6 protein-coding genes are annotated in these 20383 nt (G+C 72.7%); all 6 read left to right on the top strand.

Features of this window, described 5'->3' with window-relative positions; all coding sequences use genetic code 11:
• The first annotated feature begins 7 nt into the window (after positions 1–7).
• A complete protein-coding gene (locus ACTOQ1_RS42050) occupies positions 8–1627 on the top strand; it encodes a (2,3-dihydroxybenzoyl)adenylate synthase (RefSeq protein ID WP_440074073.1) in 1620 nt (539 codons plus the stop codon).
• Between the two features lie 16 nt (positions 1628–1643).
• Positions 1644–3146, top strand: coding sequence for an isochorismate synthase (locus tag ACTOQ1_RS42045; protein ID WP_440074072.1), 1503 nt, complete (start codon positions 1644–1646; stop codon positions 3144–3146).
• Between the two features lie 30 nt (positions 3147–3176).
• The gene (locus ACTOQ1_RS42040; RefSeq protein ID WP_440074070.1) at positions 3177–4076 is read left to right on the top strand and encodes an ABC transporter ATP-binding protein; all 900 of its coding nucleotides are present in this window, start codon (positions 3177–3179) and stop codon (positions 4074–4076) included.
• Positions 4073–4846, top strand: coding sequence for an ABC transporter permease subunit (locus ACTOQ1_RS42035; RefSeq protein ID WP_440074068.1), 774 nt, complete (start codon positions 4073–4075; stop codon positions 4844–4846). The genes ACTOQ1_RS42040 and ACTOQ1_RS42035 overlap by 4 nt, the downstream gene beginning before the upstream one ends.
• Before the next feature lie 264 nt (positions 4847–5110).
• Positions 5111–6001 (top strand): FG-GAP repeat domain-containing protein, encoded by an 891-nt coding sequence (locus ACTOQ1_RS42030; protein WP_440074066.1) that lies wholly within the window; start codon positions 5111–5113, stop codon positions 5999–6001.
• 28 nt (positions 6002–6029) lie between these two features.
• The coding region (locus ACTOQ1_RS42025; RefSeq protein ID WP_440074065.1) for an SDR family NAD(P)-dependent oxidoreductase at positions 6030–20383 on the top strand (14354 nt) is incomplete at its 3' end.

Here is a 20383-nt window from a genome sequence, read left to right as displayed (position 1 = left end):
CGCCCCCGTGCTCGAAGGATTCACCCCCTGGCCCGAGGAGTTCGCGGAACGCTACCGGGCGGCGGGCCACTGGACCGATGAGAACCTCGGCGAGTTCCTGCGCCGGCTGGCCCGCTCCCACCCGGGGAGAACCGCCCTCGTGGCGGGCCCGCACCGGTGGACCTACGCCGAGCTGGACTCGCGCGCCGACCTGATGGCGGCCGGGCTGCACGAGCTCGGCATCGGCGCCGGAGACCGCGTCGTCGTGCAGCTGCCCAACCTGCCGGAGCTGGTGACGCTCTTCTTCGCGCTGTTCAGGATCGGCGCCCAGCCGGTCCTGGCGCTGCCCGCGCACCGCAGCAGCGAGATCACCTACTTCTGCGAGTTCACCGAGGCGGTCGCCTATGTCATCGCGGACACGCATCTCGGGTTCGACTACCGGGAGCTGGCCGCCGAGATCGTCGCCCGCGTGCCCACCGTCAAGCACGTCCTCGTCGCGGGCGACCCGGGTGGCGCGGGTGACCCGGGTAACTCGGCCGGCTTCGTGGCGCTGGGCGACGTACGGGGCGAGCGCCTGCCCGACCTGCCCCGCCCCGACCCGGCGGGGGTGGCGCTCTTCCTGCTGTCCGGCGGCACGACCGGCGTCCCCAAGCTCGTACCGCGCGCCCACCAGGAATGGAGCTACAGCGGGCGCGCGGTCGCCGAGGCCTGCGGCTACGACGAGAACACCGTCCATCTGGTGAACCTGCCGCTGAGCCACAACTGGCCGCTGACCCACGGGCTGCTGGCCACCTTCCACGCGGGCGGGACACTCGTGCTGGCACCGGGCCCCAGCCCGGACGAGGCCTTCCCGATCATCGAGCGCGAGCGGGTGACCGAGACCGGCCTCATTCCCGGCGCGGCCCTGCTCTGGATGGAGGCCGCCGAGTGGGGCGAGCACGACATCTCCAGCCTGCGCCGCGTGACCATCGGCGGCACGAAGCTGCAGCCCGAGCTGGCCCGCCGGGTGGAGCCCGCCCTCGGCTGCCGGCTCCAGCAGGCATTCGGCATGGCGGAGGGCCTGTGCGGCTTCCACCGGCCGGACGATCCGGCGGACGTGGTCCTGGTCAGCCAGGGGTTGCCCGTCTCCCCGGACGACGAGGTGAGGGTGGTGGACGAGGACGACAACGACGTCGCCCCCGGAGAGGTGGGCCAGCTGCTGGCGCGCGGGCCGTACACCACCCGCGGCTACTACCGGGCGCCCGAGCACAACGCGCGGTCGTTCACCGCGGACGGCTTCTACCGGAGCGGCGACCTGGTGCGGCTGCTGCCGACCGGGCACGTGATCTTCGAGGGCAGGGTGAAGGACCAGATCAACCGGGGCGGCGACAAGATCGCGGCGGAGGAGGTGGAGAACCACCTCCTCGCCCATCCGAACGTCCGCGAGGTCGCCTTCGTGGGCCTGCCCGACGAGATCCTCGGCGAGCGGAGCTGCGCCTGCGTCGTCCCCCGCGGCACGCCTCCGACGCTGGTGGAGCTCACCGCGTTCCTGCGCGGGCGCGGCGTCGCGGCCTTCAAGTTCCCCGACCGCCTGGAGATCGTCGAGGCGCTCCCCGTCACGCCGCTCGGCAAGGTCAGCAAGAAGCAGCTCGTGGGCATGTTCGGTTAACAGAGGACGATTCTCCATGCACCAGCCAGACATCGATCCGCACCTGCCTGACATCGACCAGCGCACGCCGAACACCGATCCGTACCCGCCGGGCATCGGCCCGCGCCTGCCGGACATCGACCTGGCCGGATTCCTGGAAGTGCACGCGAAGGCGACAGCCGAGGCGCGCAACAACGCGAGCAGGACCCTCGCGACCTGGCGCCAGGAGATCGACCCCGTCGATCCGGCCGGGCTCCTCGTGCCGGTGTTCGCGCGGACGAGGCGGGCGTTCGTCTGGATGTCGCCGGAGTCGAGCGTGATCGCGATGGGCAGCGCGGCCGACTTCGTCGAACGCGGCGCGGGCCGCTTCGCCGGCATCCGGACGAGCTGGGAGAGAACCGTTCAGAACGCGGTGACCGGCGGGCCGGGCCCGCGCGCCACGCCGTCGCTGGTCGGCGGCTTCGCCTTCGCCCCGCGGCCCGGACCGCTCCCGGAGGCGCTGATGTGGGTGCCCCGGATCCTGGTCGCCCGGGACCGGGACGGGCGGACCACGCTCGCGCTCAGCGTGAGCGTCGATCCCGGCGACCCCGTGCAGGACGACGTGGTGGGGGTGATCGCCCAGGCCTGCGGCCTGCTCTCCGCCGCGGGCGGGCGCCCGTGCCCCAGCCCCCACCTCGCCGGGACGACCGTCACGGAGATCCCGCCCGCCGCCGAGTGGAAGGCGCTGGTCGCGCGGGCGGCGGACCAGATCGGCCGCGGCAGGTTCGACAAGGCGGTCCTCGCCCGCCAGCTGCGCGTGAGCTCGCCCTGTCCCTACGACGTGCCGTCCGTGCTGGGGTCCCTGCTCGGCACGCGGTCCGGGACCACCGTCTTCGCCGTCGCGGCCGACGGGCACGCCTTCGTCGGCGCCACCCCGGAACGGCTGGTCAGCCTGCACGCGGGACGGGCCCGGTCGATGAGCCTGGCCGCGTCCATGCCGCGCGGCGCCACCCCGGCCGAGGACGCGCGGCTGCGCGCCGCCCTGCTGGAGGACGACAAGTGCCGGCGCGAGCAGCAGGTCGTCACCGAGATGCTCCGCCACGCCTTCGAGCAGGTGTGCCGGGAGGTCTCGGTGCCCGCCGAGCCGCACGTGCTCGACCTGCCGAACCTGCGCCACCTGCACAGCCGCATCGAGGGCGAGATCGCCGACCCGGAGAACACCAGCGTGCTCGACCTCGTCGAGCGGCTGCACCCCACCCCGGCCGTCGGCGGCCACCCCCGGAAGGGAACGCTCGACTGGATCGCCGCGACCGAGCCCTTCGACCGCGGCTGGTACGCGGGCCCGGTCGGCTGGATGAACGCCGACCAGGAGGGGGACTTCGCCGTCGCCCTCCGCTCCGCCCACCTGTACGAGGGGACCGCCACCCTCTACGCGGGGTGCGGGATCGTGGCGGGCTCCGACCCGGATGTGGAGCTCCAGGAGACCAGGCTCAAGTTCCGCCCTATGCTCGATGCCCTCGCCGTGCCCGCGTACGGGCCGGACGGGGCGGGAACCTCTTGATCGGCAAACACGCACGAGAGGCACGGGAACGTGATCCAGATAGACGGACTGACGAAGCGCTTCGGCGACAGGACAGCCGTGGACGACCTGACGTTCACCGTCGAGCCCGGCCGGGTCACCGGCTTCCTCGGCCCGAACGGAGCGGGCAAGTCGACGACCATGAGAATGATCCTCGGCCTCGACGCCCCGAACGCCGGGAGCGTGACGGTGAACGGCCACGGCTACGTGGGCGTGGCCAGGCCCATGCGTGAGGTGGGCGCGCTGCTGGACGCCCGCGCGCTGCACAAGGGCCGTACGGCGCGCAACCACCTGCTCTGTCTCGCCCAGACCAACGGCATCCCGGGCAACCGGGTGGACGAGGTGCTGGAGCTGGTCGGGCTGGAATCGGTGGCGCGCAAACGGGCCGGATCCTTCTCCCTGGGCATGGGCCAGCGGCTCGGGATCGCGGTGGCGCTCCTCGGCGACCCGAAGGTGCTGCTGTTCGACGAACCGGTCAACGGCCTGGATCCCGAGGGCATCAAGTGGATCCGCGAGCTGATGCGCGGGCTGGCCGGGGAGGGGCGCACCGTCCTGGTCTCCAGCCACCTGATGAGCGAGATGGCGCAGACCGCCGACCATCTCCTCGTCATCGGCAGGGGGAGGCTGATCGCGGACATCGGGATCGGTGAGTTCGTCCGGCAGGGCTCCAACGTGCTGGTGCGGACGGACGACAAGGACCGGCTCGTCCCCCACCTGGTGGAGGCGGGCGGCTCCGTCCAGGAAGGGACCGACGGCTCCTTCATCGTCACCGGGCTGGAGGCGAGGCGCATCGGCGAGGCCGCGCTGGCCGCCGGGGTCGTGCTGACGGAGCTGACACCACAACGCTCATTGGAGCAGGCTTACATGGATCTGACCCGCGACAGCGTCGAGTTCCAGGCGAGCGCGGCATGAGCGCCATCGCGGACACGATGCGGTCGGAATGGACCAAGTTCCGGACGATCCCATCCAACGTCCCCATCCTGCTGACGACCGTCGCCGTCATGGTGGGCGCGGGCGCGCTCACCGCCAACGGGGCGGCCAGGGGCTACCGGGAGGCGGGAGCGGCGTTCGACCCGACCTATATCAGCATGTACGGCGGGTTCCTGTTCGTCCAGATCGCCGTGGGCGCGCTCGGCGTGCTGGTGGTGTCCTCCGAGTACGCCACCGGGATGATCCGCACGAGCCTGACCGTGGTCCCGCGGCGAGGACGGCTGCTCGCCGCCAAGATCTGGACGTTCGGCCTGATCGCCCTGGTGATGGGGGAGATCGCCGCCTTCGGCGCGTTCCTCGTCGGCCAGACCGTGATCGGCGCCGCCGGAGCCCCGGCCGCGGCGCTCGGCCAGCCGGGCGTCCTGCGCGCCGTCGTCGGCATGGGGCTGATCTGGGCCCTGGTGGGGCTCACCGGCGTGGCACTCGGCTGCCTGCTGCGCGACACGATGGCCGCCACGACCGTGGTGGTGGCCGTCAACTTCATCATCCCCATCATCGGGCCCAGGCTCATGCCCGACGCCGTCGGAAACTGGGTGAGCACGTACTGGCCGATCGCGGCCGGCCTCCGGGTCACCACCACCGTCCACAACGCGGAACGGCTGGCACCCTGGACGGGGCTCGGCCTGATGGCCGCCTTCACCGCCGTCCTGCTGATCGTGGCCTTCGCGGTGTTCCGCTCGCGGGACGCCTGACGGCAGCGGTGCCGATACCCGACGCCTGACGTTCGGCACCGGCGCCGGGCGTCCGGCGCTCGACACCGACACCTGACGTTCGACACCGACATCCGATGCTTGGCGCCCGACGCCCGGCGGTCGCCCAGGCCCGCCGGGCGTCGCCGTGTTCCCGCCCCCTAATGATGGTCCTACCAGCGCTTTTAGTGGCCCTTAGGGGTTACCCGCTTTCTCCCGCCTCGCGAATACTGAAGTTCGGTAAACCCGGCGGGAGGAGCTACAAGAATGGCACCGAATTTCGCGAACGGTCAGTGCCGGTCCTTCCGCGGAGACGGGCGGCCGGACCTGCTCGTACGAAACACGGAAACGGGCGAGCTCTTCGTCTATCCGCACAGCGGCGAATTCAACGGCACCGCCACATTCGATGAGCCGGTCAGTATCGGCGAGGGTTTCGGGTGGTGGCGTTTCTTCTTCGTCCGCGCGATCGACGCCACAGGGAACGGGCAGGCGGACATCTGCGCGTTCAGCGCCCACGAGTTCGACATCAACCCGGGCGAGAACGGCGAGCACGGCTTCTTCCTGCTGCGGAACCTCGGCGCCCCGGGTGAGATCGGCCCGTTCGACGAGCCGATCCGGGTGTCCGGCAGGCGCGACGACGGCCGGCAGTGGGAGACGATCGGGTTCGCCGACGTGACGGGCACCGGCACGGACGACACGTTCGGCCGGGGCAAGGACGCCGGCAACGTGGACGTGTTCCCTCACCGCGACCTGGGTGTTCTCCGCAACGAGACCTACGACAAGGATCCGGTGCGGCTCACCGAGATCGACGTCGACGACCTCCCCGTCGCGATGGCCGACTTCACCGGCAACGGCAACCTCGACCTGCTGATCCGGCGGGCCAACGGCGACCTCGCCCTCTACGAGTTCGACGGCAGGCCGGGCACGGCGACCGGGGGCACCTGGCACACCGTCGCCTGCGGCTGGCAGGACATGCGCCTCATGGCGCTCACCGACATCGACATGGACGGGCACCCCGACCTGCTCGGGCTGCACCAGGACGGCACGCTCGCCGCCTATCGGCACAGCGGGAAGTTCAGTCCCGACTCTCCGCTGGAGCTTTTCCAGGAGCCGGTAACCGTCGCCACCGGATTCGGGATGTACGACGTCATCAGCTGATCACTCCGTCGGAATCTGGATAGGTTCAATGCAATTCGAACTCTCCTCCCGTACTTTTTCCGACGACGCGGTGGCGATCGTCGGCATATCCTGTCGCCTTCCCCACGCCCCCGATCCCGAATCCTTCTGGCGCCTTCTTCGCGATGGCCGTGACGCCATCACCGAGGTGCCGGACGGCCGGTGGAACTCGCCGGAGACCAGCTCGATGCGCGGCGGTTTCATCGACGGAATCGCCGAGTTCGACGCCGAGTTCTTCGGCATCGCGCCGAACGAGGCCGCGATGATGGACCCCCAGCAGCGGCTGGTCCTCGAGCTGAGCTGGGAGGCGCTCGAGGACGCGGGCATCGTCCCGGAGAGCCTGCGCGACACCGGCACGAGCGTCTACATCGGCGCCATGGCCGGCGACTACGCCCAGCTGCTCCAGGGCAACGTGTCCCGCCACAGCCTGACCGGCCTCAGCCGCGCCCTGCTCGCGAACCGGATCTCCTACACCCTCGGGCTGCAGGGCCCCAGCCTGACCGTCGACTCGGCGCAGTCGGCCTCGCTGACCGCCGTGCACCTGGCGTGCGAGAGCCTGCGGAACGGCGAGTCGGGACTCGCCATCGTCGGCGGCGTCAACCTCAACATCACCCCCGACAGCACGCTGGCCGCCGCCAGGTTCGGCGCCCTGTCCCCCGACGGCAGGTGCTTCACCTTCGACGCGCGCGCCAACGGCTACGTGCGCGGCGAGGGCGGCGGGATCGTCGTGCTCAAGCCGCTGTCCCGCGCGCTCGCCGACGGCGACCGGGTGTACTGCGTGATCGCGGGCAGCGCGGTCAACAACGACGGCGGGGGCGAGGGCCTCACCGTTCCCGACCAGCATGCCCAGGAGGAGGTAATCCGCCTGGCCTGCGAGCGTGCCGGGGTGAGCGCCGCCGACGTCCAGTTCGTCGAGCTGCACGGCACGGGCACCCGGGTCGGCGACCCCGTCGAGGCACGCGCGCTCGGCACCGCCATCGGCGCCGCGAGGGAGCCGGGCGCGCCGCTGCTCGTCGGCTCGGCCAAGACCAACGTCGGCCACCTCGAAGGGGCCGCGGGGATCGTCGGCCTCCTGAAGACCGCGCTGGCCATCAGCCACCGCGAGCTGCCCGCGTCGCTGAACTTCGAGACGCCCAACCCGCGGATCCCCCTCGACGAGCTCAATCTCCGGGTCAACACGGCGCTGAGCCCCTGGCCGCGCGCCGACGTGCCGCTGGTGGCCGGGGTCAGCTCGTTCGGCATGGGCGGCGCCAACTGCCACATGGTCCTCGCGGAGTACCCGCGGGAGGAACCCGCGCCGTCCGAGCCGTCTGCCTTGTCCGCGCCGCCCGCGCCGCCCGCGCCGTCCGAGTCGTCCACGCCGCCTGCTTCGTCCGCGTCACCTGTGCCGTCTGTGCCGTCCGAGCCGTCCGCGCAGCCCGCCGGGCCGCTGATCGTGCCGCTGTCCGGGCAGAGCGAGGCCGCGCTGCGCGGCCAGGCCGCACGGCTGCGCGAGCACCTGCTCGCCACCCCCGGCGCCGATCCCGTGGACGTCGCCTACTCGCTGGCCACGACGCGCACGGCGTTCCCGTTCCGGGCGAGCGTCGTTCTGGACGAGCCGGAGCGCCTGGCCGACGTACTCGGGCAGCTGTCCCGCGGCGAGCTCGCCGCCGAGATCGTGACGGGCCGGCCGCGCACCGGCGAGATCGCCTTCCTCTACGCGGGGCAGGGCAGCCAGCGCCGCGGCATGGGACGCGAGCTGTACGGCACGTACCCCGTCTTCGCGCGGGCCCTCGACGAGATCGCCGCCTGTTTCGAGGGCGACCTGCTCGAAGCGATGTTCACCGACCCCGGCGAGCGGCTCCACGAGACGGGGACGACCCAGCCCGCCCTCTTCGCCTTCGAGGTCGCCCTCACCCGGCTGTACGAGCACTGGGGCATCCGCCCCGACCGGCTCATCGGCCACTCCATCGGCGAGATCGCCGCCGCGCACATCGCCGGCGTGCTGTCGCTGGAGGACGCCTGCGCCCTGGTCTCGGCGCGCGGCAAACTGATGCAGGACCTGCCGTCCGGCGGCATGATGGTCGCCGTCCAGGCCACGGAGGAGGAGATCCTCCCCCTGCTCGACGCCTCGGCGAGCATCGCCGCGATCAACGGGCCGGAGTCCGTGGTCGTCTCCGGCGCGGAGAGCCGCGTCGCCGAGATCGCCGAGGAGATGCGCGAGCGCGGTCGCAAGGTCCGTCGCCTGCGCGTCAGCCACGCCTTCCACTCGCCGCTGATGGATCCGATGCTGGCCGAGTTCCGGCGGGTGGCCGAGTCGCTCACCTACCACGAACCGGTCATCCCGATCGTGTCCAACCTCACCGGCGCCACCGCGTCCGCCCGGGAACTGTGCTCGCCCGACCACTGGGTCAGGCACGTGCGCGAGGCCGTGCGGTTCGGCGACGGCATCCGCGCCCTGGCGGCCGCGGGCGTGAGCACGTTCGTGGAGATCGGTCCGGGCGCCGTCCTGTCCGCGATGGGGCAGCAGTGCCTGCCGCCGGACGCCGGCGCGCTGTTCGTCACCACGCTGCGGGACGGACGGCCGGAGCCTCTCACCGCGGGCCTCGCGCTCGCCGCGCTGCAGGCCGGTGGCGCCGAGGTGAACGCGGAGGCGCTGTTCCCCGGCGCCCGGCGCGTCCCGCTGCCCACCTACGCCTTCCAGCGCACGCGCCACTGGCTCACCGACACCGCCCCGCAGGCGCCCGCCGCCGGATCCGACGACACCCGGCCGCTCACCGGCCGCCTGGCCGGGCTGGCCGGACCGGAGCGGGAGCAGGTGCTCCTCGACCTCGTACGGACCTGCGTCGCGCTCGTGCTCGGCCACGCCACCACCGCGACCGTGGACGCCGGCACCGCCTTCAAGGCGCTCGGATTCGACTCCTACAGCGCGGTCGAGCTCAGGAACAGGCTCAACACCGCCACCGGCCTGATGCTGCCGACCTCGCTGCTGTTCGACTACCCCACGCCGGCCGCGCTCGCCGCGTTCCTGCGCGCGGAGCTGACGGGTGACTCCGCGGACTCCGCGCCGGTGCCGGCCGTGGAACGGGCCGTCGGCCACGACGAGCCGATCGCGATCGTCGGCATGGCCTGCCGGTTCCCCGGCGGAGTGGTCTCCCCCGACGACCTGTGGAAGCTGGTGATCTCGGAGGGGGACGCGATCGGGGAGTTCCCCGTCGATCGCGGCTGGGATCTGGGCGGGCTGTACGACCCGGACCCCGACAACAGCGGCACGTCCTACGCCCGGCACGGCGGATTCCTGTACGAGGCCGCGGAGTTCGATCCCGGCTTCTTCGGCATCTCGCCGCGCGAGGCGCTGGCCATGGACCCGCAGCAGCGGCTGCTGCTGGAGACCTCGTGGGAGGCGATCGAGCGGGCCGGGATCGACCCCGGCCGGTTGCGCGGGAGCCGTACCGGGGTGTTCGCCGGCGCGACGGCCCAGGACTACGGTCCCAGGTTGCACGAGGCCACCGGGAACGCCGAGGGCTACGTCCTGACCGGGACCACCAGCAGCGTGATCTCCGGGCGCGTGGCGTTCTCGTTCGGCTTCGAGGGCCCGGCGGTCACGGTGGACACGGCGTGCTCGTCGTCGCTGGTGGCGCTGCACCTGGCCGCGCAGTCGCTGCGGTCGGGCGACTGCGACCTCGCTCTCGCGGGCGGCGCGACCGTGATGGCCTCGCCCGGCATGTTCGTGGAGTTCTCCCGCCAGCGTGGCCTGTCGGCGGACGGGCGCTGCAAGGCGTTCTCCGCGGAGGCCGACGGCACCGGCTGGGCCGAGGGTCTCGGCATGCTGCTCGTCGAGCGGCTCTCGGACGCCGAACGCAACGGCCACCGGGTCCTCGCCGTCATGCGCGGCAGCGCGATCAACCAGGACGGCGCGAGCAACGGCCTCACCGCCCCCAACGGCCCCTCCCAGCAGCGCCTGATCCGCCAGGCCCTGGCCAACGCGAACCTGTCGGCGGCCGACGTCGACGCGGTCGAGGCCCACGGCACCGGGACCATGCTGGGCGACCCGATCGAGGCCCAGGCCATCCTGGCCACGTACGGCCAGGACCGGCCCGAGGACCGGCCGCTGTGGCTGGGGTCGCTGAAGTCGAACATCGGTCACGCGCAGGCCGCCGCCGGTGTCGGCGGTGTGATCAAGATGGTGATGGCGATGCGGCACGGCACGCTGCCGCGCACGCTGCACGTCGAGGAGCCGTCGCCGCACGTTGATTGGTCGACGGGCGCCGTCGAGCTGCTGACCGAGGCCCGCCCGTGGGACGTCGAGGACCGTCCGCGCCGCGCGGCGATCTCCTCCTTCGGCATCAGCGGCACCAACGCGCACGTGATCATCGAGCAGGGTCCCGCGGAGGCCGAGGCCGAGACCGGCGCCGTCGAGCTGCCCGTCACGCCCTGGCTGATCTCCGCGAAGAGCCCGGAGGCGCTGCGGGCACAGGCCGGGCGGCTCGCGTCGTGGATGACGCCGGACACGCCGATCGCCGCGACCGGCGCCGCCCTGGCCGGTGACCGCGCGCTGTTGGAACAGCGCGCGGTGGTCGTCGGCGCCGACCGCGAGGAACTGCTGGCGGGCCTTCGGGCACTGGCCGGGCGTACGGCGGCACCCGACGTGGTGACCGGCAGCGGCCACGGCGGCAGGCTGGCCCTGCTGTTCACCGGGCAGGGCAGCCAGCGGCTGGGCATGGGCCGCGACCTGGCCGCCGCCTTCCCGGTGTTCGCCGAGGCGCTGGAGGAGATCTGCGCCCTGCTGGACGGGCAGTTGCCGTACCCGCTCCGCGAGACGATGTTCGCCGACCCCGGCGGCGTGCTCGACGAGACGCTGATGACCCAGCCCGCCCTCTTCGCCTTCGAGGTCGCGCTCTCCCGCCTGCTGGGCTCCCTGGGTGTCACCCCGGACGTCGTGACCGGCCACTCCGTCGGCGAGATCGCCGCCGCCCACGTCGCGGGAGTCTTCTCCCTGGCCGACGCCTGCACGCTGGTCGCGGCACGGGCCAGGCTGATGCAGGCGCTTCCCCCGGGCGGGGCGATGCTCGCGATCGCCGCGTCGGAGGCCCACGTGCTGCCGTTCATCGAGGGACGCGAGGACCAGGTCGCCATCGCGGCCGTCAACGCGCCCACCTCGGTGGTGATCTCCGGTGTCGCGGCCGTGGTCGAGGAGATCGCCCAGCGGGTCACCGTGCGCACGCGCCGGCTGCGGGTCTCGCACGCCTCCCACTCGCCGCTGATGGAGCCGATGCTGGCCGAGTTCGGGCGGATCGCGGCCACCGTCACCTACCACGAGCCCCGCATCCCGGTCGTCTCCGCCGTCACCGGCGACCTCGCGGCCCCCGGGCAGCTCACCGACGCCCGGTACTGGGTCGAGCACGTGCGGCGGCCGGTCCGCTTCGCCGACGCGATCAGCGCCACCGAGGCGAGCGTCTTCCTGGAGGTCGGCCCCGAGGGCATCCTGACCGGCCTGGCCCAGCAGACGCTCGCCGACGGCGTGTTCGTCGCGGCCGCGCGCAAGGAACGCGAGGAGATCCGCACCTTCGTGCAGGCCCTCGGCCGGCTCCACGCCTGCGGCACCACCGTCGACTGGGACACCTACTTCGCCGCGGTCCCGGCCGCGGCCCGTGGCGTCGAGCTGCCCACCTACGCCTTCCAGCGCGAGCGGTACTGGCTGGAGGCCGGCGGTCCCGGCGGCGTGCCCACGGAACACGTCGGGCTGTTCGCGGTCGACTGGGTCCCGGTTCCGGCCACCGGCGGCGCCCCCGCCTCCGATGACGTGTTCCTGGACTGGGTGGACGAGGACGAGCGGGACGAGACGGCGCGGGCACGTGAAGCCGTGCTGCGCGTGCTCTCCGCCGTCCAGGACCGGCTCGCCGGTGACCACCCCTCGTCCTCGCGACTGGTGATCCTCACCAGGGGCGCCACCGGCGAGGAGACCGACCTGGCCGCGACGGCCGTCTGGGGTCTGGTGCGGTCCGCGCAGACCGAGTACCCCGGCCGGTTCGTGCTGCTCGACCACGACGGCACCGCGCAGGACCTCTTCGCCGCCGCCCTCGCCTACGACGAGCCGCAGCTGGCGGTACGAGAAGGAAGGATCTTCGTCCCCCGGCTGGCCAAGCGCGACCTGCCGCCGGGGGAGGCGCCGTGGACACCCGGCGGCACCGTTCTGGTCACCGGCGGCACGGGCGGGCTGGGGCGAGTGGTCACCCGGCACCTCGTCACCGCGCACGGCGTACGCGACCTCGTGCTGCCCACCCGCGACCCGCGGGCGGCCGGAGCCGTCGAGCTGGCGGCGGAGCTGGCCGCGCTCGGCGCACGGGTCGAGCTGACCGCGTGCGACCTGTCCGACCGCGACGCGCTGGCCGCGCTCGTCGACTCCTGCCGGGAGCTGACCGGGGTCGTGCACATCGCCGGCGTCCTGGACGACGGCGTCGTCTCGGCCCTGAGCCCGGAACGGCTCGACGCCGTGTGGCGGACCAAGGCCGAGGCCGCCTGGCTCCTGCACGAGCTGACCCGCGACCGCGACCTGTCGGCGTTCGTGCTGTTCTCGTCGTGCGCGGGCACGCTGGGCAGCGCGGGCCAGGCCAACTACGCCGCGGCCAACGCGTTCCTGGACGGTCTGGCCCGGCACCGCCGTACGCTCGGCCTGCCCGCGACGGCGCTCGCGTGGGGCCTGTGGGACAACTCCTCGGAGTTCGGCGGCATGGGGGCGACGCTCGCCACGGCCGACCTGGCGCGGTGGGCACGGCTGGGCGTCGCCCCGCTGCCGCCGGACCAGGCGCTCGCGCTCTTCGACGCGGCGCTCGCCGCGTCGGCGGAGACGGCGCTTCCCGCGCGGCTGAGCCTCGCGAAGGTCGCCGACCCGGCGCCCGCGATGCTGCGCGCCCTGCTGCGCAAGCCGATCGAGCGCCGCGCGGCCGGTGCGTCCGGCGACGTGGCACTCGGGCAACTCCTGCGTGAGATGAGCACGGAGGAGCAGGAACGCACACTCCTCGACCTGGTCCGCGGCCAGGCGGCCCTGGTGCTCGGACACGTGACACCGCACGTGATCAGCGCGACGGGCGCGTTCAAGGACGCGGGCTTCGACTCGCTGACCGCGGTCGAGCTCAGGAACAGGCTCAACGCGGCCACCGGCCTGCGGCTGCCGAGCTCGCTGCTGTTCGACTACCCGTCACCGACGGTGCTGACGGAGTACCTGCGGACGGCACTGCTCGGCGACACCACCTCGGCGTCCTCGGCGTCCTCGGTGGTCCGGACGGCCGGATACGACGAGCCGATCGCGATCGTGGGGATGGCCTGCCGGTTCCCCGGCGGTGTGACCTCGCCCGAGGGCCTGTGGGACCTGGTGGCCGCCGGTTCCGACGTGGTCGGCGAGTTCCCCACCGACCGCGGCTGGGACCTGGACCGGCTGTTCTCCGGCGACCCGGACGACCGGGGCACCTCCTCCACCCGGTACGGCGGGTTCCTCTACGACGCGGCCGAGTTCGACGCGGGCTTCTTCGGTATCTCGCCGCGCGAGGCGCTCGCGATGGACCCGCAGCAGCGGCTGCTGCTGGAGGCGTCGTGGGAGGCGATCGAGCACGCCGACATCGACGCGGCGGAGCTGCGGGGAAGCCAGACCGGAGTGTTCACCGGCATCGCCCCCATGGAGTACGGGCCGCGGCGCTTCGAGGGCGCGGAGTCCGTGGAGGGATACCTTCTCACCGGCGGCCTGGCCAGCGTCGCCTCCGGCCGGGTGTCGTACACCCTGGGCCTGGAGGGTCCGGCGGTCACGGTCGACACGGCGTGCTCGTCGTCGCTGGTGGCGCTGCACCTGGCCACGCAGGCGCTGCGCACGGGTGAGTGCGATCTGGCGCTCGCGGGCGGCGTGATGGTGATGGCTTCACCCGGCACGTTCGTGGAGTTCTCCCGCCAGCGTGGCCTGTCGGCGGACGGGCGGTGCAAGGCGTTCTCCGCGGAGGCCGACGGCACCGGCTGGGCCGAGGGCGTCGGCGTTCTGCTGGTCGAGCGGCTCTCGGACGCGCGCCGCAACGGCCACCGGGTGCTCGCCGTGGTGCGCGGCAGCGCGATCAACCAGGACGGTGCGAGCAACGGCCTGACCGCCCCCAACGGCCCGGCGCAGCAGCGGGTGATCCGCCAGGCACTGGCCAACGCGGGCCTGTCGACGGCGGATGTCGATGTGGTCGAGGCGCACGGTACCGGAACGGTGCTGGGCGACCCGATCGAGGCGCAGGCGCTTATCGCCACGTACGGCCAGGACCGTCCGGAGGGTCGGCCGCTGTGGCTGGGTTCGTTGAAGTCGAACATCGGTCACGCGCAGGCGGCCGCCGGTGTCGGTGGTGTGATCAAGATGGTGATGGCGCTGCGCAACGGCGTCATGCCGCAGACCCTGCACGCCGAGGAGCCCTCGCCGCACGTGGACTGGTCGGCGGGTGCCGTCGAGCTGCTGACCGAGGCGCGTGTGTGGGATGTGAAGGATCGTCCGCGCCGGGCGGCGGTGTCGTCCTTCGGCGTCAGCGGGACGAACGCGCATGTGATCATCGAGCAGGGTCCGGCGGAGGCCGAGGTCGAGGCCGGTGCCGTCGAGTTGCCGGTGACGCCGTGGCTGGTCTCGGCCAAGACTCCCGAGGCGCTGCGAGGACAGGCTTCCCGGCTCGCGTCGTGGGTGGAGGAGCGGCCGGAGCTGAACCCGGCCGATGCGGCCTGGACGCTGGCGACGGGCCGGGCGCTGCTGGAGCAGCGCGCGGTGGTGGTCGGCGCGGATCGGGATGAGCTGGTGACGGGCCTGCGTGCCCTGGCCGACGGTACGACGACGCCCGGTGCGGCGGCCGGTGGCGGCAGGGTGGCGATGTTGTTCGCCGGTCAGGGCAGCCAGCGGGTGGGGATGGGCCGTGAACTCGCGGCGGCGTTCCCGGTGTTCGCGGATGCCCTGGACGAGATCTGCGCGCTGCTGCCCGGCTCGGTGCGTGAGGCGATGTTCTCCGACCCCGATGGTGTGCTCGGTGAGACCGGGACGACCCAGCCGGCGCTGTTCGCCTTCGAGGTGGCTCTGTATCGGCTGCTCACCTCGCTGGGGGTGACCCCGGATGTTCTGGTGGGTCACTCGGTGGGGGAGATCGCCGCCGCTCACGTGGCCGGGGTGCTCTCGCTGCCCGATGCGTGTGCTCTCGTCTCCGCTCGGGCCCGGTTGATGCAGGCGTTGCCGGAGGGTGGGGCGATGCTGGCCGTCGCCGCTCCCGAGGCGGAGGTCCTTCCCTTGCTGGAGGGGCGCCAGGACGTCGGCATCGCCGCCGTCAACGGCCCTCAGGCCGTGGTGATCTCCGGTGACGAGAGCGCGGTGGAGGAGATCGCGGGCCTGGTGAGTGCCCGGACGCGCAGGCTGCGGGTCTCGCATGCCTTCCATTCGCCGTTGATGGAGCCGATGCTCGCCGAATTCGAGCAGGTCGTCTCCGCTCTGACCTTCGCCGAGCCGAGCATCCCGGTCGTCTCCAACGTGACGGGCCAGCTCGCCGAGCCGGGGCTGTTGACCGATCCGGCGTACTGGGTGCGGCACGTGCGGGAGGCGGTGCGCTTCGCCGATGGGGTGGCTGCCTGCCAGGCGGGTGTGTTCGTGGAGGTAGGCCCGGATGGGGTGCTGACCGGCCTGGCTCAGCAGAGTGTCGAGGACGGGGTGTTCGTCGCGACCGCGCGCAAGGACCGGGACGAGGTCCGGGCGCTGGTCGAGGCGCTGGGTCGGCTGCACGCTCACGGTGTGGGGGTCGACTGGCGAGCGATCCTCACCCCGGCACGGCAGATCGACCTGCCGACGTACGCCTTCCAGCACCAGCGCTACTGGCTGGAATCAGGCAGATCCGGCAGCGATGTGGCAGCGGCCGGGCTCAGCGCCATCGACCACCCGATACTCAGCGCCACCGTCCCGGCCCCCGACGGCGACAGTCTCACGCTCACCGGGCGGCTCTCCCTCACCACGCTGCCCTGGCTCGCCGACCACGCGGTCAACGGCACGGCCATCCTTCCCGGCACGGGCTTCCTTGAGATAGCGCTGCGTGCCGCGGCCGAGATCGAGGACTGCGAGACGGTCTCCGAGCTGGCCCTGCAGGCCCCCCTCGTCCTCACGCACGACCACCCCGTCCAGCTTCAGGTCGTCATCGACGCCCCCGACGGCAGCGGCCGGCGCGGCCTGGCCCTGTACTCCAGGCCCGAAGGCACGACCACCTGGCAGCGGCACGCCGAGGGGACGCTCGGTCCCGCCGCAGCCGCACCCGGCTTCGACCTTGCACAGTGGCCACCGCCGGGCGCGCAGCCCGTCGACATCGACGACCTCTACGACAACCTGGCCGTCACGGGCCTGGAATACGGCAGCGCCTTCCAGGGTCTGGTGAGCGCCTGGCAGCGGGACGGCGACGTCTACGCCGAGATCGTCCTGCCCGACCACGTACAGGCAGGCGCGGAGCGGTTCGGGTTCCACCCCGCCCTCCTCGACGCGGTACTGCACTCCATCACGCTCGGCGATCTCCTGCCGCCCAGCGAGCCCGGCCACCCGTTCCTGCCCTTCGCCTGGTCCGGCGTCTCGGCGCACGCGGCGGGCGGGACCATGGCGCGGGTGCGGACCACCGCCAAGGGGCCGGGCGAGATCTCTCTGAGCGTCGCCGACCACACCGGCGTGCCGATCCTCACGGTGGACTCCCTGGTGGTCAGGCCCGTGGCGACAGCGCTGTCTCCGGAGCGCACGCCGTACGTGCTGGACTGGGTGAGCGTACGAGCCGGTGGCGCGGAGCCCGGACGGGTGGTGGAACTCCACGACCTCTCCTCTCTGGAGGACGCGGTCGGCGCGGAGCAGGTCCTCGTGCGCGTCCCGGCCGGTACGGGCCGCGAGCGGACGTACGAGGTGCTGGCGCTCGTCCAGGGATGGCTCGCGGACGAGCGGTCGGCGCGGTCGCAACTGGTGGTGGTGACCAGCGGTGCGGTCGGCGCGGACGAGGGAGAGGTGCCCGATCTGTCCACAGCCCCCATCTGGGGCCTGATCCGGTCCGTCCAGTCCGAGCACGCCGGACGGTTCGTCCTCGTGGACACCGACGGACACCCTGACTCGGAAGCCGCGCTGCTTCGCGCCTGCGCTTCCGGCGAGCCGCAGCTGGCCCTGCGATCCGGTACGGTCCGCGTGCCGCGCATCGTACCGCTGGTCAACGCGCCGGCGATCGAGCGCTCGTCCGGAATTCCGGCGGGCACGGTACTGCTGACCGGAGGCACCGGCGAGCTCGCCACCCTGGCCGCGCGCAGGCTCGTCACCGAGCACGGGGTCCGGCACCTGCTGCTGGCCGGTCGCCGCGGCCCGGCGGCGCCCGGAGCCGACGCCCTGCTGGCCGAGCTCACGTCGCTCGGCGCGCAGGTCACGATCGCCGCCTGCGACGTGTCCGATCGGGCCGAGCTCGCCGCCCTGCTGGCGGCCGTTCCCGACGACCGGCCGCTGACGGGTGTCGTCCATCTGGCCGGAGTCGTCGACGACGGCGCCGTGACGTCGCTGACCCCGGAGCGGATCGACCGGGTCTTCGCGCCGAAGGCGGACGCGGCCTGGTACCTGCACGAGCTCACCGGCGAGCTCGACCTGTCGTTCTTCGTGATGTACTCCTCCATCGCCGGCATCGTCGGCAGCGCCGGCCAGGCGAACTACGCCGCGGCCAACGCCTACCTGGACGCGCTGGCGTCGTACCGCCGCGCGCGGGGGCTGCCCGCCCTCTCCCTGGCCTGGGGGCTGTGGGAGACCGACAACGGCATGGCGGGCGCGCTCAGCCAGGCCGACGTGGCCCGGCTCGGCAGGATCGGGCTCGCACCGCTCCCGGCGGCCCAGGGCATGTCCCTGCTGGACGCGGCGCTCACGCTCGACAGGGGCGTGCAGATCCTCGCCCGCCTCGACACCGCGACGTTGCGCCGCCAGGACGAGATCCCCGCCGTCTTCCGGGCGCTGGTCAAGTCCCAGGCGCGACGGGCCGCGACGGCCAAGCCCGTGCGGGCGGGAGCCGACAAGGGAGCGCTGCTCTCGCTCATCAGGACGAACATCGCGCTCGTGCTGGGGCACACCGACGCGAACGCCGTGGACGCCGAGGCGGCCTTCAAGGACCTCGGCTTCGACTCGCTGAGCTCCGTCGAGTTGCGCAACCGGCTCAACGCCGCCACCGGGCTGCGGCTGCCCGCCACCCTGCTGTTCAACTTCCCCACCACGGACGCGCTCGCCGAGCACCTGCACGAGCAGCTCACCGGCGCCTCGCGCGCCGACCAGGTGAGCGCCCACACCGGTCCTGCGAACGAGCCGATCGCGATCGTCGGCATGGCCTGCCGCTACCCCGGCGACGTGGTCTCTCCCGACGACCTCTGGCGACTCCTCGTCCGGGCCGACGACGCGATCACCGCCTTCCCCGGCAACCGTGGCTGGGACCTGGAGCGGCTCTACGATCCCGACCCCGCCCACGCCGGTACGAGCTACGCGCGCGAAGGCGGCTTCCTCCACGACGCCGACCGGTTCGACGCCGCCCTGTTCGGCATCTCGCCGCGCGAGGCCACCGCGATGGACCCGCAGCAGCGGCTGCTGCTGGAGACCTCGTGGGAGGCGATCGAACGGGCGGGGATCAGCCCGAAGGCGATGCGCGGCAGCCGTACGGGCGTCTTCGCCGGGGTGATGTACCACGACTACGGCGGCCGCCTGCCGCACGCGCCCGAGGGCTTCGAGGGTTTCGTCCTCAACGGCAGCGCGGGCAGCATCGCCTCGGGCCGGGTCGCCTACACCTTCGGGCTGGAGGGCCCCGCGGTCACGGTCGACACGGCGTGCTCGTCGTCGCTGGTCGCGCTGCACCTGGCCGCGCAGTCCCTGCGTTCGGGCGAGTGCGACCTGGCGCTGGCCGGCGGTGTGACCGTCATGGCCACGCCCAGCGTCTTCATCGAGTTCTCCCGGCAGCGCGGGCTCGCGGTGGACGGGCGGTGCAAGGCGTTCTCCGCGTCGGCGGACGGCACAGGTTGGGGCGAGGGTGTCGGCATGCTGCTCGTCGAGCGGCTCTCGGACGCCCGTCGCAACGGTCACCAGGTCCTCGCCGTCATGCGCGGCAGCGCGATCAACCAGGACGGCGCGAGCAACGGCCTGACCGCGCCGAACGGTCCTTCGCAGGAGCGGGTGATCCGCCAGGCGCTGGCGAACGCCGGTCTGTCGACGGCGGATGTCGATGTGGTCGAGGCGCATGGCACGGGAACGGTGCTGGGTGACCCGATCGAGGCCCAGGCCATCCTGGCCACGTACGGCCAGGACCGGCCCGAGGACCGGCCGCTGTGGCTGGGGTCGCTGAAGTCGAACATCGGCCACACCCAGGCCGCCGCCGGTGTCGGCGGCGTCATCAAGATGGTGATGGCGATGCGGCACGGGGTGCTGCCCCGGACGCTGCACGCCGAGGAGCCGTCGCCGCACGTGGACTGGACGGCCGGTGCCGTCGAACTGCTGACCGAGGCCCGCTCGTGGGATATCGAGGACCGCCCGCGCCGTGCGGGCGTGTCGTCCTTCGGCGTCAGCGGCACCAACGCACACGTGATCATCGAGCAGAGCCCGGCCGCCACCGCACCGGTCGACGATGCCGAACTGCCCGTCGTTCCGTGGCTGATCTCCGCCAACGACGGCGAGGCTCTCCGGGCGCAGGCCGCCCGCCTCGCGGACTGGGCATCACAGGACGACGTCTCGCCGACCACCGTCGGCAAGGCGCTGGTCTCGGCCCGTGCGCTGCTGGAGCAGCGCGCGGTGGTGGTCGGCGCCGATCAGGTCGAGCTGGTGGCGGGCCTGCGTGCCCTGGCCGACGGTACGGCGACGCCGGGTGCCGCGGCCGGGGGCGGCAGGGTGGCGATGTTGTTCGCCGGTCAGGGCAGCCAGCGGGTGGGGATGGGCCGTGATCTTGCGGCGGCGTTCCCGGTGTTCGCCGAAGTTTTGGACGAGGTCTGTGCGTTGTTGCCGGGGTCGGTGCGTGAGGCGATGTTCTCGGGCCCGGACGAGGTGCTGGCCGAGACGGGGACGACTCAGCCGGCGCTGTTCGCCTTCGAGGTGGCTCTGTATCGGCTGCTCACCTCGCTGGGGGTGACCCCGGACGTGCTGGTGGGTCACTCGGTGGGGGAGATCGCCGCCGCGCACGTGGCGGGCGTGCTCTCACTGCCCGACGCGTGCGCCCTGGTCTCCGCTCGGGCCCGGTTGATGCAGGCGTTGCCGGAGGGTGGGGCGATGCTGGCCGTCGCCGCCCCCGAAGCGGACATCCTTCCGCTGCTGGAGGGCCGCCAGGACGTCGGCATCGCCGCCGTCAACGGCCCTCAGGCCGTGGTGATCTCCGGTGACGA

Source organism: Streptosporangium sp. OZ121 (genome assembly GCF_051918885.1).
In the GTDB taxonomy this organism is placed as follows: Bacteria; Actinomycetota; Actinomycetes; order Streptosporangiales; family Streptosporangiaceae; genus Streptosporangium.
Note: the sequence above shows the minus strand (reverse complement) of the source record. Positions and strands in the feature narration are given on the sequence as shown.